The following is a 15758-nucleotide window of genomic DNA, read 5'->3' as shown; positions in this document are numbered from 1 at the left end:
GGTCGAACACTCGCCCCGCGCCCTGCGTTCCCCGGGCCCCATGCTCGAATTCCTGCGTGGCCGTGACGTTCTCGTCGCCGGTTGGGGCGTCTCAGGACGCTCGCTGATCGAACCGCTGCGCGATATCGGCGCCCACCCCGTGGTCACCGACAACGGCGCCAAGGCGCTGGCCGAGGCCGCCGAACTCGGCCTCGAGATCGCCACCGCGGTCGAACTCGAGAACGCCGACCTGAGCCGCTTCGCGCTGGTGATCACCAGCCCGGGGTGGCGCCCGGACTCGCCGGTGCTGGTCTCGGCCGTCACCGAGGGCGTGCCCGTGTGGGGCGACGTCGAATTCGCCTGGTGGGTCGATCAGGCCCGCATCTACGGTCCGGTGCGCAAGTGGCTGGTGATCACCGGCACCAACGGCAAGACCACCACCACCCAGATGACGCACTCGATCCTGCGCGCCGCCGGCATCCCCAGCGTGGCCTGCGGCAATATCGGCCTGCCGATCCTGGACGCGCTGCGCCGCAACCCCGGCCCGCAGGTACTGGCCGTGGAACTGTCCTCGTTCCAACTGCACTGGGCGCCCTCCGTGCGGCCCGAGGCGGGCGTGGTGCTCAATGTCGCCGAGGACCACCTGGACTGGCACGGCGGGCTCGACGCCTACGCCGCCGCCAAGGCCCGCGCGCTCACCGGCCGCGTCGGCGTGGTCGGCCTCGACGATCCGGTCGCGGGCTCACTGGCCCGAAAGGCCAAGGCGCGGCGCACCGTCGGCTTCCGCATCGGCGTGCCCGCCGACGGCGAACTCGGCGTGGTCGACGGCAAGCTGCTCGACCGCGCCTTCACCAAGGCCGCGATCCTCGCCGAGACCAGCGACATCAGCCCGCAGGGCCCCGCCGGGATCGCCGACGCGCTGGCCGCGTCCGCGCTCACCAGGGCCATCGACGTGGCCCCGCAGTTCATCAAAGAGGGCCTGGCCGAACACAAGGTGGGCCCGCACCGCACCGCGTTCGTGCGCGAACTGGGCGGCGTCGAGTTCATCGACGACTCCAAGGCCACCAACCCGCACGCCGCGCGCGCCTCGATCATGGCGCACCCGCAGGTCGTGTGGGTGGCGGGCGGTCTGCTCAAGGGCGCGAGCGTCGACGATCTGATCGAGGAGATCGGCGATCGACTCGTCGGCGCGGTGCTCTTCGGGGCCGACGCGCCGGTGATCGCCGCCGCGATGACGCGACACGCACCCGAAGTCCCGGTCATCGTGCTGGACGCGGGAGACGATGCAGACATGCAGTCGTCGAGATCCCAGCGCGCCGAAGCGGTCATGGGCCGCGCGGTGCGCGCCGCGGCCGGTCTGGCGCGCTCGGGCGACGTGGTGTTGCTCGCGCCCGCCGCGGCCTCGCTGGACATGTACGACGACTACACCCACCGCGGACGCTGCTTCGTGGACGCGGTGACGGCACTGGAAGATGGTGACATCGGGCGGGCGCTGTGACCACCACGCGCCCGGCCGACCCGTCGCCCACGAGGGGGCAGCATGGGTAAGAGCCAGGCCACCCGGACCGAGCCCGGCGCCGCGCGCGCCGGTTCCGGTCAGCCCAGGTGGGCGGGGGAGCGGTTCGGGGCCTGGCTGGCCCGCCCGCTCGCCTCGTTCCACCTGATCGTCACCATCGCCACCCTGCTCACCGTGCTCGGGCTGGTGATGGTGCTCTCGGCGTCGAGCGTCGAGGCGTATGCCGGTGGCGGGTCGGCGTATTCGCTGTTCATCCAGCAGGCCATGTTCGCCGGGCTCGGCGCGGTCGCGTTCTACATCGCGCTGCGGTTGCCGCTGCGGTTCCTGCGGCAGTGGTCGTTCCCGATCTTCAGCATCTCGGTGCTGGCGCTGGTCCTGGTGCTCATCCCCGGCATCGGCGCCATGCACGGCGGCGCGCGACGCTGGTTCGACATCGGCCCGGTGTCGATCCAGCCCTCCGAAGTGGTCAAGGTGACCCTGATCGTGTGGGGCGCGCACCTGCTCGCCGCCCGGCGCGGCGCCCAGCTCAAAGACATTCTGGTGCCGCTGGTGCCCGCCGGTCTGCTGGTGTGCCTGCTGGTGGTGCTCGAACCGAACCTGTCGACCACGATCGCGCTCGGCATCGTGCTGATGGCGCTGCTGTGGTTCGGCGGGCTGCCGGTGCGGCTGTTCGTCGCCATCGTGGCCGTCGGCACGGTCGCCGCGTCCGTCCTCGCGGTCTCGGCCGGGTACCGCTCCGATCGCGTGCGAGCCTTCTTCAACCCCGGCGACGACCCCCTCGGCGCGAACTACCAGGCGCTGCAAGCCAAGTACTCCCTCGCCGACGGCGGCATCCTCGGCCGCGGGCTCGGGCAGAGCCGCGCGAAGTGGAGCTACCTGCCCAACTCGCACAACGACTTCATCTTCGCCATCATCGGCGAGGAACTCGGCTTCCTCGGCTGCATGGTGGTGCTGGCGCTGCTGGCCCTGTTCGTCTACGCCGGTATCCGCATCGCGCTGCGCTCGGTGGACCCGTTCCTGCGCCTGCTCACCGCCACCGCCACCACCTGGATCACCGCGCAGGCGCTGATCAACATCGGCTACGTCGTCGGACTGCTGCCGGTGACCGGCCTGCAGTTGCCGCTGGTCTCGGCGGGTGGTTCGTCGCTGGCGATCACGCTGTTCATGTTCGGCATCATCGCCAGCGCCGCGCGCCACGAACCCGAGGCGGTCGCGGCGCTCAAGGACGGTCAGGACGGCCGACTCAGCCGCCTGCTGCGCCTGCCGGTGCCCGAGGTCTACACCCCGCCCGCCGCGCCGCGCGCCGCCGCGCCGCGCGAACGGCCACGTCAGACCCCACGACGCCAACCGCCTACCGAACGCAGTCGACGTGCGCCCCAGAGTCGCGGCACGAGTTCGCTACGGTCGACACGAGCATGGGAGCCGACCTACCCGATGCCACACCGCCCGGTGAAACGGCGCAACGGCACGGGAGACGGGTCGTGAACAACCTACAGAGAGAACGAGGTAGATCCAGGTGAGTAACCCGCGATCCGGGTTGTCGGTGATCGTCGCAGGCGGAGGAACCGCAGGCCACATCGAACCCGCGCTGGCCGTGGCCGACGCGCTGCGCAGACTCGACGATTCGATCCGGGTGACCGCCTTGGGTACCGAACGTGGACTCGAGACGAAACTGGTGCCCGAACGCGGGTACCCGCTGGAACTGATCCCCCCGGTTCCGCTGCCGCGCAAGCCCTCCGCCGACCTGCTGCGCCTGCCCGGTCGGGTGCGCGCCTCGGTGAAGGCGACCAGGGCCGTCATCGACGAGGTGCAGGCCGATGTGATCATCGGTTTCGGCGGCTACGTCGCGCTGCCCGCCTACCTCGCCGCGCGCGGCAGCCTGTTCGGGCGTGGGCGCAAGGTGCCCGTCATCGTGCACGAGGCCAACGCCAAGGCGGGTATCGCCAACAAGGTCGGCGCCCGACTGGCGACGAAAGTGCTCGCCGCCGTGCCCGATTCGGGCCTGGCGAACGCGCAGGTCGTCGGCATCCCGGTGCGCGCCTCCATCACCGAACTCGACCGTCCCGCCTTGCGCGCGCAGGCCCGCGAGCACTTCGGGCTGCCCGCCGACGGACCGGTGCTGCTGGTGTTCGGCGGATCGCAGGGCGCGCGCAGCCTCAACGAGGCCGTCTCCGGCGCCGCACCGCAACTCGCCGCCGCCGGCATCTCGGTGCTGCACGCGCACGGGCCCAAGAACAGCGTCGAGGTGAGCACCGCCGACGCCCCCGCGCCGTACGTGGCCGTGCCCTACCTCTCGCGCATGGACCTGGCCTACGCCGCCGCCGACGCGGTGGTGTGCCGCTCCGGGGCGATGACCGTGGCCGAGGTGTCGGCGGTGGGTCTGCCCGCGTTTTACGTGCCGCTGCCGCACGGCAACGGCGAACAGGAATTCAACGCCCGCCCGGTGGTGTCACAGGGTGGTGGCACAATTGTGGCCGACGCCGAGTTGACCCCGAAATACGTGATCGAAGAGGTGATTCCGCTGCTGCTCGACCCCGACCGTCTCACGCAGATGAGCCGCGCCGCCGCAGGCGCGGGCCACCGCGACGCCGCCGACACGGTGGCCAGGATCGTCACCGAGGTCGCCCGATGAACGAGCCGGAGCACGCGATCGGCGAGTCCACCGGCACGGCCCTGCCGCCCGAGCTCGAGCGCGTGCACATGGTCGGCATCGGCGGCGCGGGCATGTCGGGCATCGCCCGGATCCTGCTCGCGCGCGGCGGCAAGGTCTCCGGCTCCGACGCCCGCGAGAGCCGGGGCGTGCTGTCGCTGCGGGCCCGTGGCGCCGAGGTCCGCATCGGCCACGCCGCCGACGCGCTCGACCTGCTGCCCGGCGGCCCCACCGTCGTGGTCACCACCTACGCCGCGATCCCGAAGACCAATCCCGAACTGGTCGAGGCGAACCGGCGCGAGATTCCCGTGCTGATGCGCCCCACCGTGCTCGCCGCCCTGATGCGTGGGCACAAGACCCTGCTGGTCTCGGGCACCCACGGCAAGACCTCCACCACCTCGATGCTGATCGTCACCCTGCAGCACTGCGGCGCCGATCCGTCCTTCGCGGTCGGCGGCGAACTCAACGAGGCGGGCACCAACGCCCACCACGGCAGCGGCGACATCTTCGTGGCCGAGGCCGACGAGTCCGACGGCTCACTGCTGCAATACGACCCCGACGTCGCCGTGGTCACCAATATCGAATCCGACCACCTCGACTACTTCGGCACCGACGAGGCCTACATCCAGGTCTTCGACGACTTCGCCGACCGGCTCGCCCCCGGTGGGCTGCTGGTGGTGTGCCTCGACGATCCCGGTTCGCTGGCCCTGGCCCAGCGCGTGGCCCCGCGCCTGCGCGAACGCGGCATCGACGTACTCGGCTACGGCTCGGGCGACCTCGCCGACGCGCCCGTCACCGTCGGTGCGCGGCTGCTGGACTGGCAGCCGCGCGATGTCGGCGGCATCGTCGAATTCCAGCTCGACGGCGAGACCGTCCCGCGCTCGCTGCGCCTGTCGGTCCCCGGTCGGCACATGGCGCTCAACGCGTTGGCCGCGCTGCTGGCCGCCCGCGCGACCGGCGCCGACACCGACGAGATCGTCCAGGGCCTGGAGGGATTCGGCGGCGTGCACCGCCGGTTCCAGTTCACCGGCCGGGAGAACGGCGTGCGCGTCTTCGACGACTACGCCCACCATCCCACCGAGGTCCGCGCCGTGCTCGAGGCCGCCGCGCAATTGGTCGCCCAGGAAGCCCGCGACGGCGCCCGGATCCGGCGCGGTCGGGTGATCGTGGTGTTCCAGCCCCATCTCTACAGCCGCACAGCCACCTTCGCTACCGAGTTCGGCGCCGCGCTGAGCCTGGCCGACGAGGTGGTCGTGCTCGATGTCTACGGCGCCCGCGAGGACCCGCTGCCCGGTGTCAACGGCGCGCTGGTGGCCCAGTCGGTGACCGTGCCCGTGCACTACCAGCCGGATATGTCCAAGGTGGGCAGGCAGGTCGCCGGGCTCGCGCACGACGGCGACGTCGTGATCACCATGGGCGCGGGCGATGTCACCATGCTCGGCAACCAGATCCTCGACAGCCTGCGGGCCCGGCCCCAACAGGGTGGCCGGTGAGATTGCCGATGCCCGCCGCGCGCGGGTGGCACGGCTACCGCCTGTGGACGGTGGCCGCGGTGCTGGTGGTGAGCCTGGTGGCGGTGCTGGCCTGGTTCACCCCGGCGCTGTCGGTGCGCACGGTGCAGATCGACGGGCTGTCGGTGGTGCCGGACGAGGACGTGCGCGACCGACTCGAAATCCCGGAGGGGCGTTCGATGTTGCGCATCGACACCACCTCGATCGCCCAGCGCGTCGCCGCCATCCCGACGGTGCGCTCGGTCCGGGTGCAGCGTCAATTCCCCTCGACAGTGCTGGTCACGGTCGTGGAGCGAACCCCGGTGGTCTACTACGAGGCGCCCGACGGCGCGCACGTGATCGACGCCGACAGCGTGGAATTCGCGATCGAGCCCGAGAACCCCATCGGGGTGCCGAAATTGATCACCGAGGGCTCGTTCACCGGGCCCGCGGCGACGCAGGCGGCGGTGCAGGTGCTGGTCACCCTGCCCCCGGCCCTGTCGGTGCAGGTGGGCGAGGTTGTCGCGCGGTCGATTTCGGATGTCTCACTGAGCCTTCGCGACGGGAGGAAGGTAGTGTGGGGCGGTACGGGCGACGGCGAGCGCAAAGCTGCCGTCGTACTGCCGCTACTGACCCGCGAGGGGACCGTGTTCGACGTTTCGAGTCCGAATCTGGTCACGGTAAAGTGAGCGACATTCTTTGTGGCACAAGATTCCGGCTCTCGTCTCGGCGCGCCTGCGCCGGGATCGCAGTGGCTGCGAATAGCGTTCCGCAGCAGTCGGATACTTGACATAACGCCAACCCTATGGTTGAGGTTGAGGGTTTAAGATCGAAGGAAGGCGAGAGCCCATGACGCCCCCGCACAACTACCTTGCAGTGATCAAGGTCGTCGGTATCGGCGGCGGCGGCGTGAACGCCGTCAACCGAATGATCGAACAGGGACTCAAGGGAGTCGAGTTCATCGCGGTCAATACCGACGCGCAAGCCCTGCTGATGAGTGACGCCGACGTCAAACTCGATGTCGGACGCGAACTCACCCGCGGCCTCGGAGCCGGCGCCGATCCGGAAGTCGGCCGCAAGGCCGCCGAAGACCACAAGGACGAGATCGAAGAGGTGCTCAAGGGCGCCGACATGGTCTTCGTTACGGCGGGCGAGGGTGGTGGCACCGGTACCGGTGGCGCCCCCGTCGTCGCCAGCATCGCCCGTAAGTTGGGCGCCCTGACTATAGGGGTCGTCACCCGGCCGTTCTCCTTCGAGGGAAAACGGCGTGGGAACCAGGCCGAAGTGGGCATCAACCTGCTTCGCGAGTCGTGCGACACCCTGATCGTCATTCCGAACGACCGACTGCTGCAGCTCGGCGACGCCGCGGTCAGCCTGATGGACGCCTTCCGCTCCGCGGATGAGGTGCTGCTCAACGGTGTTCAGGGCATCACCGACCTGATCACCACCCCCGGTCTGATCAATGTCGACTTCGCCGACGTCAAGAGCGTGATGTCGGGCGCCGGTTCGGCCCTGATGGGCATCGGCTCGGCGCGCGGCGAGGGTCGCTCGGTGAAAGCCGCCGAGACCGCGATCAACTCGCCGCTGCTCGAGGCGTCGATGGACGGCGCGCACGGCGTGCTGCTCTCGATCGCCGGTGGTTCCGATCTCGGTCTGTTCGAGATCAACGAGGCGGCCTCGCTGGTGCAGGAGGCCGCGCACATCGAGGCCAACATCATCTTCGGTACGGTCATCGACGATTCGCTCGGCGACGAAGTGCGCGTCACGGTGATCGCGGCCGGTTTCGACGGTGGTGGTCCGGCGCGGCGCAGCCTGGAGAGCACCACGTCCACGCGCACGGGGTCGAGTCCGATCAGTTCCGGTCGCGCGGGCGAGATCGGGCAGGGGCGCACTCCCGAAGCGCCGCCGCGCACCGTCGAGCCCGCCACGGCCGGGGTGTCCGGTTCTCGGGCCGCGGCCCCGAATTACCGTGACACCGAGCGGTACCGGGAGTCCGAGCGTCAGCGGGTCACCGAGGCGGCCATCAACCGGGTCAACAACCCCGAGGTCCGCGAAGGCGACGACGACGACGAGATCAACGTCCCGGACTTCATGCGTCGCTAGTCCTGACAACACGAAAGCGCCCGAACTCTTCGAGAGTTCGGGCGCTTTCGCGTGCGATCAGGTGGTGGAGCTGCTGACGCAGTAGGTGATCTTGGGCTCGTGGATCACGAGCACCTGGTCGGCGTCCTCACCGCACAGCTGGTCGTCGACCTGGCCGTCGACGCGGGTGACGACCTTGAAGCTGGCGTCGGGCGCGGTGCACGCCACGTACTTGTAGCCGGTCATCATGCCCTCGTTGTAACAGCTGCCCTCCTTGAAATTCGGGACCAGGCACAGGAACGCGACGGTACCGCCGCTGCCGAAGGTCTCCTCGTAGGAGGTGTAGTCCTCGTGGCACTCGACCTTCTTGTCGTGCACCTGGACCACCTGGTAGACGGCGTTGTCGGCCGAGCAGGCGACGGGCTCGGTCTTGGAGTCGACCACCGACGCCGAGATCACGTTGATGCACTCACCGACCTTCGAGCGGGCGGTATCGGACTTGCTCGCGTCCTTGGCCACATCGGCGACCTTGTCCACGGCCGAGCAGCCCGCGGCACCGAGTGCCGCGACCGCCAGCAGTGCGAGCGAGAACCGCGAAACCGTTCCCTTGCCGGTGAACTTCATGCGAACCTTCTTTCTGCAGAACCGCACCGCGGACCCTTCGGCGGTGTCGGACCCGACCACCCAACCCCACCCCGCCCCCGCGAGCATCCGGGAAACCACGGTAATTTCTGTACCCCGATCGCCAGTGAGGTACGGAGTGCCATGTTCCAACGCGCCTTCGTGGGTCGCGCCGCCGAACTGGCCGCGCTCACCACGACGCCCACCGATGCCGACGCGCCGTGGCTCCTGCTGGTGGAAGGCCCCGCCGGCATCGGAAAATCCCGCCTCCTGGCCGAATTCGCCACCACCACACCCGGCCGCGTCCTGTGGGTGACCGGGGTCGAGGACGCGCGCACCCGCCCCCACCACCTCGCCGACGACATCCTCGAACAGCTCGACCCCGTCGGGGTTCTGCGTCCCGACTGGTTGCGCCAGGACGGGCAGAGCACGCCGACTGCGGGCTGTGCGGCGACTCCTCCTGGGGGTTGTGAGTCGACGGCACCTGCGGGCCGTGCGGCAACGCCACCTGCGGTCGTCGCCACCGCTGATCCCCACATGGCTCTCCACGACGACGCCACCGCCGCCCAGGCGGGTGGTCGGGTGCCGCAGGCACCAGGTTCGGCCGAAACCCGGAGTTCGACCGACACATCACCCGCGAGCTGTCACGGCCGGGTGCGGCAAGCCCTCGGCTCGACCGACACCCTGCTCATAGTCGACGACATCGGCTGGGCCGACCCCGAATCCCTGCGCCTGCTCACCTTCCTGATCCGCAACCGCCCCCACCGCGCCTTCCGCCTACTGCTCGCCTTCCGCCCCGGCACCTGCCCGCCGACGATCACCCGACTGCTGGGCGCCCCGCACGCGCGAACCACGCGAATCACCGTCCCACCCCTCACCACCACCGACATCGCCACCCTGCTCCCCGACCACACCCCCCGCCGACGAGCCCACCTCCACACCGCCTCCCACGGCAACCCGCTCTACCTCCTACTCCTCGCCGACCTCCCCGACCACGAACTGGACCGAGCCCTGCACGGCGGCGACCACACACCCGCAACGGCGGCCCCCGCACCTACTTCCGGGTCAATTCGGGCTGATGACCCTGTTCTCGGAATGGCTGTCCCCGCGCCCGCTTCCGGGTCAATTCGGGCCGATGACCCTGTTTTCGGAACGGCGGCCGGGGGAGTGGGCGGCGCCCCCGACTGGTTCGAGGACGACCCCGACGCGGCGGGTCACTACGCCACGCTGGACCGGACGATCGGCGCCGAGCTGGCCCAGCTCCCCGCCGTCGAGCGACTGGTCATCCAGGCGGCCGCCGTGTGCGGTGTTCCCTCGGACCTCGAATTACTCTGCGCGACAGCCGATCTCGACCTGGAATCGGTGGCCACCGCAGTGGATGGGCTGGTCGCGCGTGGGGTGCTCACGGTTGTCGAGGGGGCGGTGAGTTTCACTCACCCGTTGATTCGCACGGCGGCGTACCGGCTGGCCGGCCCCGCCCGGCGGGCCATGGCGCACCGCCGCGCCGCCATCACCCTGCGCGCCCGCGACGCCCCCATGCCGATGCGCGCCCGCCACCTCGAACACGCGCTCCTCGGCGCCGACGAACTCGCCGGGTCCGAACTCCGACTGGCCGCCGAACAGGCCCTGGCCGACGCACCGGCCGCCAGCGCCCGCTGGCTCACCATCGCGGCCCGCATCGCCCCGGCCTGCGCCGACCCACTGGCCGACGCCCTGTCCCTCGGCCGCGCCCACATGCTCTCCGGCGCGGCGGCGAGGGCGGGGGAGACCCTGCACCCGGTGGCGGCCACCGCGGGCCCGCACCAACTCGAAGCCCTGCTGCTCTCGGCCCGCTGCGCCCGGATGCTCGGCCGTGTCGACCAGGCCAGAACGCTGCTCGATCGCGCCGCCCACCTCCCGCGCCGCCCCGGCGACGGTCCCGTGCAACTGGAACTGGCCATCCTGGAGATGCAGGACAACCAGGACGCCGAGGGTCGCGCCCGCCTGGCCGCCCTGTTCGCCTCCGACGCCATCGCCGACCCGGCCATCCGCGCCGCCGCCCTGGCCCTGCGCTGTCTGAGCCTGCTCGCCGACGGCCGCATCGCCGCGGCCGCGCCCCTCTACGACCCCTGCGACCAGGCGTTCGACCAACTCACCGACCAGGCCCTGCGCGAAGTGGTCCACGCCGCACCCGCTTTCGGCTGGTGCGCCTACTTCCTCGACCGCGACTCCACCGGCCTGCACCACCTCGACCGTGCGATCGCCGTGAGCCGCCGCTTCGGCCGCACCTACGCCCTGGCCGAACTCCACACCGTGCGCGCCTACGCCCTGGCCAAACTCGGCCGCCCGCACGAGGCCATCGCCGCCGCCGACGACGCCACCGACACCGCGACCACCTTCCACTACCCCGACCTGCTCTCCTTCGCGGGCGCCCTCAAACTCCGCACCCTCGCCCTCACCGCCCCACCGGATACCGTCACCGCCCAGTGGCACACCGTCGCCGCCCTCCCACGCCCGACCATGCGCTGGTGGCGCCAGGTGGTCGACACCACCCTCGCCGACACCGCCCACCCCCTCAACATCCCCGCTCCGCCCCCACCCACCCCCGAAGACCGCCCCGGCCCACTGCGCCCCACCCACCTGGCCCGAGCCGCCCACCTCGCCCTGGCCGCCGGCGACCTCCCCACCGCCGCCAGCCTGATCACCCGCGCCGAAGCAGCCCTCGCCCCCACCACCCCCACCACGCCCGTAACCACGGCCCTGGCAGACCGAACTCAGTCGCTCGCCGCCATCACCCCCGGCACCCCTGCGTCGTCCGCCGCGTCCGCCGCGTCCGCCGCGTCCGCCGCCGACGTGGCAGTCGCGACCGCTGCGTCATCCTGCCTCGACGACCCCCCACCCGTACCGAATCCACGACTCGACCCGCCCCCGACCGGTCCGGCCGAGGGGCTGGGCAGCCAGGTCGGCGTCACCGCGATGGCGCGGGCCGAATACGCCACAGCCTGCGGCGACACGGCGACCGCACTCGCGGCCACCGAGCGGGCGATCGCGGCGTTCGCCCGCGCCGGGATGGTGGTGCACCGGGCCCGCGCCGAACTGTTCGCCGGTGTCCTCGCGGGTCGGTGCGGCGATTTCGCCGGCGCGAACAGTCGTTTCGCCGCCGCCCGCGCCACCTTCACCACCGCGGGCGCGACCCGCCTGCTCGACGAGGTGACCTCGGCCCAACGCCGCCTCGCCGGCGCCCAACCGACCGGCACCTCCGCCACCCTGACCCGACGCGAACGCGAGGTCGCCGAGCTGGCCGCGCACGGCCACACCAACAAGTCGATCGCCGAGCACCTCTATCTCAGCCCCCGCACCGTCGAGGACCACCTCGGCCGGGTTCTGCGCAAACTCGGACTGACCAGCCGCGCGGGCATCGCGCGCAAGCTCGACGATCTGGTGGGCACTACCCTCGAACCATGACTTCCGCACCCGCCACCGTCACCGTTCGCCGGGTGACCACCACCCGCGCCGGTGGCTTCTCCGCCGCGCCCTACGACTCGTTCAACCTGGGCGACCACGTCGGCGACGACCCGGATGCCGTGCGCCGCAACAGGATTCGCCTGGCCGATGGCATCGGCCTCGCCCCGGACCGGCTGGTGTGGATGGAGCAGGTGCACAGCCGCACCGTCGAGATCGTGGACGGTCCGCGCGCCGAACCCGTGCCGGTCACCGACGCGCTGGTCACCACCGTGCCCGGCCTGGCCCTGGTCGTGCTCACCGCCGACTGCGTGCCGATCCTGCTCTCCGACGACGAGGCGGGCGTCATCGCCGCCGTGCACGCGGGCCGTGTCGGTGCCCGGATCGGCATCGTGCCCCGGGTTCTGGACGCGATGGTCTCCGTGGGCGCCCGGATCGATCGCATCGGCGCCTTCCTCGGCCCCGCCGCCTCCGGTCGCCAGTACGAGGTTCCCGCCGCGATGCGCGCCGATGTCGAGGCCCACCTGCCCGGCAGCGCCACCACCACCGTCCGCAAGACCCCCGGCCTGGACCTGCGCGCGGGCATCCGCCGCCAGCTCACCGAGGCGGGCGTCGCGGGCGTCGCGATCGACCCCCGCTGCACCATCGAGGACAAAACCCTGTTCAGCCACCGCCGCGGCGCCCCCACCGGCCGTATCGCCGGGGTGATCTGGATGGAAGACCACCGCGGCGAAGCCGGCGCGTGACGGCGGACCCGACCAGCACCACTATCGGAGCAGACGCATGACCCTGGACGAAGCCCGCACCGCCGAACTCGCCACTCGCCTCGACGGCCTGCTCACCCGCATCGACACCGCGGTCGCCGCCGCGGGCCGCGCACCGGGTTCGGTTCGGCTCCTGCCGGTGACGAAGTTCTTCCCGGCCTCCGACGTGGCGATCCTGCGCGCGCTGGGCCGACGCGAATTCGGTGAGTCGCGCGAGCAGGAAGCCGCCGCCAAGGTCGCCGAACTCGACTACGACGACGTCGAATGGCACATGATCGGCCGCCTGCAACGCAACAAGGCCCGCGCGGTGGCGCGCTGGGCGCACACCGTGGCCTCGGTCGACAGCGAACGCCTGGCAAACGCGCTGGACCGGGCCGCGCAGGACGCACTCGCAGCCGGTGAGCGTAACGCGCCGCTGCGGGTGCTGCTGCAGGTGAGCCTGGACGCCGACCCCGGACGCGGGGGTGTCGCGCCCGCCGATCTGCTCGCCCTGTCTGACCTCGTAGCGAAGGCGCCCGGTCTGCATCTGGCCGGTCTGATGGCGATTCCACCCCTTGACGCGCCGACTGATGTGTCGTTTGCGAATCTTGCGATGTTGCACACTTCGCTGATTGCGCAACACGCCGACGCGACCGAACTTTCTGCAGGTATGTCGGGTGATTTGGAGATTGCGGTCGAACACGGTTCGACGTGTGTGCGTGTCGGAACCGCCCTGATGGGCATACGACCGATAACCTCGGCGTAGCAAAGAAACCTCATCAGTCACATTCGACACATACGATTGGGCCGAAGAGGCGCTGAGCAAGAACTTCAACACCCGGCCGCCACCGGGGCCGAAGGAAGGTCGACCAGATGAGTACCCTGCATAAGTTCAAGGCGTACTTCGGCATGGTTCCGCTCGATGAGTACGAAGACGACTACGTCGACGACCATGCCCCTCGCGGTGCGCAGGAGCACGTGGGCCGCGCCCGTCCGCGCGGCTACGACCGCTACGGCGAGGACCGCTACGGCGCGGACCGTTTCGCCGACGAGGCCGACGACTTCCCTCAGCCCGCGTACAAGCCGACCTACCAGGCGCGTCGCGACGACTATGTCGCCGACACCTACGCCGACGATCGCTATGAGACGCCGCGTCGCCCCACCAGGATCGAAACGGCGCCGTCGTCGGGTCGATCCTTCCGGGCGGGCGGCGTCGCACCCGGAATGCGTGGCTCCACTCGTGGTGCGCTCGCGGTCGATCCCGACGCCGAGGAGCGCAGGGTGGAGGAGCGCTTGCGCCCCGAGCCCGCGCCCGCGCGGCGGCCTGGGATCTTCGAGGACGGAGGTCCCTTGTCCAAGATCACCACGCTGCGTCCGCGCGACTACAGCGAGGCCAGGATCATCGGTGAACGGTTCCGCGAGGGCAACCCGGTCATCATGGACCTGGTCGACCTGAGCAACGCCGACGCCAAGCGCCTGGTCGACTTCGCGGCCGGACTCGCGTTCGCGCTGCGTGGTTCGTTCGACAAGGTGGCCACGAAGGTGTTCCTGCTCTCACCCGCCGATGTCGACGTATCGGCCGAAGAGCGCCGTCGGATCGCCGAAAACGGCTTCTACAACCAGAAATAGCCACCGCATACCGACCGTCGAGATGGCCGCCCGCGCACCGCGCGGCGCGGCCATTTTGCACGTCGCCGATTTTGCGGCAGAGTGAACCCGTGGCCCAAGCCCTGTTCGCGGTTCTGTACTTCGTACTCTTCCTCTTCTGGCTGCTCCTGATCAGCCGGGTGATCGTCGAGTTCATCCGCAGTTTCGCGCGTGACTGGCGCCCGACCGGTGTGGTGGTGATCATCCTCGAGGTGATTTTCACTGTCACCGACCCTCCGGTGAAACTGCTGAGGCGGTTGATACCTCCTGTGAATCTCGGGGGGATTCGTCTCGATCTTTCGATAATGGTCCTGCTCTTCCTCGTCTTCATCCTGATGTCGATCGTGGGTACGCTCGGGCAGCCCGTGACCTCCGTGTGACACAATGAATCGAGAAGACCGCTTGCTAGTTCTCCACAAGACGCGTGAAGGGATCCTTCGATGCCGCTGACTCCCGCCGATGTGCACAACGTCGCGTTCAGCAAACCGCCGATCGGTAAGCGCGGCTACAACGAGGACGAGGTCGATGCCTTCCTGGATCTCGTCGAGCAGGAGCTTTCGCGCCTGATCGAGGAGAACGCCGACCTGCGTCAGCGGGTCGCCGAACTCGACACCGAGCTTGCCGACGCCAAGAAGAACCGTGGTTCCGCCCCGGTCGCCGCCGTGAAGGCGCCTGTCCAACAGGCACCTCCGCCCGCACCGGAACCGGTGCCGCAGCCTGCTCCGGTCGCGCCGCCCGCGCCGATGCCGGTCGCGGCTCCCGCGCCCGCCGGGCCGGACGCGAACATGCAGGCCGCGAAGGTGCTCACCCTGGCGCAGGAGATGGCCGACCGCCTGACCACCGACGCCAAGACCGAGGCCGAGGGACTGCTCTCGAACGCGCGGGCAAACTCCGAGCGACTCGTCGGCGATGCCCGTACCCGCTCGGAGGCGATGATCGCCGACGCGCGGCAGAAGTCCGACGCGATGCTGGCCGACGCGCAGAACCGCTCCGACACCCAGATCCGTCAGGCCAAGGACAAGGCCGAGGCGCTCACCGCCGACGCCGAGCGTCAGCACGCCGAGATCATGGCCACCATCACCCAGCAGCGCACGGTGCTGGAAAGCCGGATCGAGCAGCTGAAGACCTTCGAGCGCGAGTACCGCGTGCGCCTGAAGTCCTACCTGGAATCGCAGCTGGAAGAGCTCGAGAACCGTGGGTCGGCCGTGCCGGTCGACGGCGGCGAGTTCGCGGGCGAGACCAACGGCTCCGCCAACAGTCTGGCTCCCGCTTCCTTCGCCAAGGGCGGCAAGTAAACTGGTTCCCGAGTCGCGCGACGCAGCGCGTCGCGTGATTCGGGAACGCCCAGTTACCGTCGGGCTGCTCGGTTTGCTTGGGAGTCAGCATGCTCGTCTTGACGCTTGTCCTCGCTACCGCCGGTTTCGGCCTGCTCGTCGCGGCCCTGGCCACCGGTTCGGTGGTCTGGGCATGGGGCTGCATTCTGATCTGTGTGGTCGGTGCCGCGAGTTTGCTCGTGAGCGCGCTGGCCACCCGCACACCCGACAACGATCCGGTTCCCCCGTCGCGACACGCCCGGCGGCACTGACCGG

14 protein-coding genes are annotated in these 15758 nt (G+C 70.2%); 13 read left to right on the top strand and 1 reads right to left on the bottom strand.

Features of this window, described 5'->3' with window-relative positions:
• Nucleotides 1–40: 40 nt before the first annotated feature.
• The 6 genes from murD (at nucleotide 41) to ftsZ (ending at nucleotide 7738) form a co-directional block, all read left to right on the top strand.
• Nucleotides 41–1477 (top strand): UDP-N-acetylmuramoyl-L-alanine--D-glutamate ligase, encoded by a 1437-nt coding sequence (murD, locus tag ACFP3H_RS12965; protein ID WP_378604777.1) that lies wholly within the window; start codon nucleotides 41–43, stop codon nucleotides 1475–1477.
• A 42-nt stretch (nucleotides 1478–1519) separates the two neighbouring features.
• The gene (gene ftsW / locus ACFP3H_RS12960) at nucleotides 1520–2980 is read left to right on the top strand and encodes a putative lipid II flippase FtsW (protein ID WP_378604626.1); all 1461 of its coding nucleotides are present in this window, start codon (nucleotides 1520–1522) and stop codon (nucleotides 2978–2980) included.
• Between the two features lie 31 nt (nucleotides 2981–3011).
• On the top strand, nucleotides 3012–4127 hold the full coding sequence (murG, locus tag ACFP3H_RS12955) for an undecaprenyldiphospho-muramoylpentapeptide beta-N-acetylglucosaminyltransferase (protein ID WP_378604623.1): 1116 nt from the start codon (nucleotides 3012–3014) through the stop codon (nucleotides 4125–4127).
• Nucleotides 4124–5638, top strand: a complete 1515-nt coding sequence (gene murC, locus ACFP3H_RS12950; protein ID WP_378604620.1) for a UDP-N-acetylmuramate--L-alanine ligase — start codon at nucleotides 4124–4126, stop codon at nucleotides 5636–5638. The genes murG and murC overlap by 4 nt, the downstream gene beginning before the upstream one ends.
• Nucleotides 5639–5646: 8 nt before the next feature.
• Nucleotides 5647–6324, top strand: a complete 678-nt coding sequence (locus ACFP3H_RS12945; protein ID WP_378604774.1) for a cell division protein FtsQ/DivIB — start codon at nucleotides 5647–5649, stop codon at nucleotides 6322–6324.
• A gap of 160 nt (nucleotides 6325–6484) precedes the next feature.
• Nucleotides 6485–7738, top strand: coding sequence for a cell division protein FtsZ (gene ftsZ, locus ACFP3H_RS12940; RefSeq protein ID WP_378604617.1), 1254 nt, complete (start codon nucleotides 6485–6487; stop codon nucleotides 7736–7738).
• A 57-nt stretch (nucleotides 7739–7795) separates the two neighbouring features.
• Here ftsZ and ACFP3H_RS12935 read toward each other — a convergent pair whose 3' ends face one another.
• Nucleotides 7796–8341 carry an LppU/SCO3897 family protein gene (locus ACFP3H_RS12935; RefSeq protein WP_378604614.1) on the bottom strand — a complete coding sequence of 182 codons (546 nt, stop codon included), beginning with the start codon at nucleotides 8339–8341 and terminating at the stop codon, nucleotides 7796–7798.
• A 141-nt stretch (nucleotides 8342–8482) separates the two neighbouring features.
• Here ACFP3H_RS12935 and ACFP3H_RS12930 point away from each other — a divergent pair, with 141 nt between their 5' ends.
• The 7 genes from ACFP3H_RS12930 to ACFP3H_RS12900 all read left to right on the top strand — a co-directional run bounded on the left by ACFP3H_RS12930 (nucleotide 8483) and on the right by ACFP3H_RS12900 (nucleotide 15754).
• Nucleotides 8483–11782: a LuxR C-terminal-related transcriptional regulator gene (locus ACFP3H_RS12930; RefSeq protein ID WP_378604612.1), complete on the top strand. Its 3300-nt coding sequence runs from the start codon at nucleotides 8483–8485 to the stop codon at nucleotides 11780–11782.
• Nucleotides 11779–12525 carry a peptidoglycan editing factor PgeF gene (gene pgeF / locus ACFP3H_RS12925; protein ID WP_378604610.1) on the top strand — a complete coding sequence of 249 codons (747 nt, stop codon included), beginning with the start codon at nucleotides 11779–11781 and terminating at the stop codon, nucleotides 12523–12525. The genes ACFP3H_RS12930 and pgeF overlap by 4 nt, the downstream gene beginning before the upstream one ends.
• Before the next feature lie 37 nt (nucleotides 12526–12562).
• Nucleotides 12563–13288, top strand: a complete 726-nt coding sequence (locus ACFP3H_RS12920) for a YggS family pyridoxal phosphate-dependent enzyme (protein WP_378604607.1) — start codon at nucleotides 12563–12565, stop codon at nucleotides 13286–13288.
• Nucleotides 13289–13395: 107 nt separating this feature from the next.
• Nucleotides 13396–14151: a cell division protein SepF gene (locus ACFP3H_RS12915; RefSeq protein ID WP_378604604.1), complete on the top strand. Its 756-nt coding sequence runs from the start codon at nucleotides 13396–13398 to the stop codon at nucleotides 14149–14151.
• Between the two features lie 89 nt (nucleotides 14152–14240).
• Complete coding sequence (locus ACFP3H_RS12910; RefSeq protein ID WP_378604601.1) at nucleotides 14241–14549, top strand: YggT family protein; 309 nt, start codon at nucleotides 14241–14243, stop codon at nucleotides 14547–14549.
• Nucleotides 14550–14609: 60 nt separating this feature from the next.
• Nucleotides 14610–15464 carry a DivIVA-like cell division protein Wag31 gene (gene wag31 / locus ACFP3H_RS12905; RefSeq protein WP_378604598.1) on the top strand — a complete coding sequence of 285 codons (855 nt, stop codon included), beginning with the start codon at nucleotides 14610–14612 and terminating at the stop codon, nucleotides 15462–15464.
• Nucleotides 15465–15553: 89 nt separating this feature from the next.
• A complete protein-coding gene (locus tag ACFP3H_RS12900) occupies nucleotides 15554–15754 on the top strand; it encodes a hypothetical protein (protein WP_378604595.1) in 201 nt (66 codons plus the stop codon).
• Nucleotides 15755–15758 lie beyond the last annotated feature (4 nt).

Origin of the sequence: Nocardia lasii, from assembly GCF_042658545.1 — a bacterium.
GTDB lineage: Bacteria > Actinomycetota > Actinomycetes > Mycobacteriales > Mycobacteriaceae > Nocardia > Nocardia lasii.
The sequence above is the reverse complement of the archived record's forward strand: the minus strand, read 5'-3'. Positions and strand labels throughout refer to the sequence as shown.

Coding starts and splice junctions, on each gene's coding strand:
- murD (WP_378604777.1), top strand. CDS start 41: ATGCTCGAATTCCTGCGTGGCCGTGACGTTCTCGTCGCCGGTTGGGGC.
- ftsW (WP_378604626.1), top strand. CDS start 1,520: ATGGGTAAGAGCCAGGCCACCCGGACCGAGCCCGGCGCCGCGCGCGCC.
- murC (WP_378604620.1), top strand. CDS start 4,124: ATGAACGAGCCGGAGCACGCGATCGGCGAGTCCACCGGCACGGCCCTG.
- ACFP3H_RS12945 (WP_378604774.1), top strand. CDS start 5,647: ATGCCCGCCGCGCGCGGGTGGCACGGCTACCGCCTGTGGACGGTGGCC.
- ftsZ (WP_378604617.1), top strand. CDS start 6,485: ATGACGCCCCCGCACAACTACCTTGCAGTGATCAAGGTCGTCGGTATC.
- ACFP3H_RS12935 (WP_378604614.1), bottom strand. CDS start 8,341: ATGAAGTTCACCGGCAAGGGAACGGTTTCGCGGTTCTCGCTCGCACTG.
- ACFP3H_RS12930 (WP_378604612.1), top strand. CDS start 8,483: ATGTTCCAACGCGCCTTCGTGGGTCGCGCCGCCGAACTGGCCGCGCTC.
- pgeF (WP_378604610.1), top strand. CDS start 11,779: ATGACTTCCGCACCCGCCACCGTCACCGTTCGCCGGGTGACCACCACC.
- ACFP3H_RS12920 (WP_378604607.1), top strand. CDS start 12,563: ATGACCCTGGACGAAGCCCGCACCGCCGAACTCGCCACTCGCCTCGAC.
- ACFP3H_RS12915 (WP_378604604.1), top strand. CDS start 13,396: ATGAGTACCCTGCATAAGTTCAAGGCGTACTTCGGCATGGTTCCGCTC.
- wag31 (WP_378604598.1), top strand. CDS start 14,610: ATGCCGCTGACTCCCGCCGATGTGCACAACGTCGCGTTCAGCAAACCG.
- ACFP3H_RS12900 (WP_378604595.1), top strand. CDS start 15,554: ATGCTCGTCTTGACGCTTGTCCTCGCTACCGCCGGTTTCGGCCTGCTC.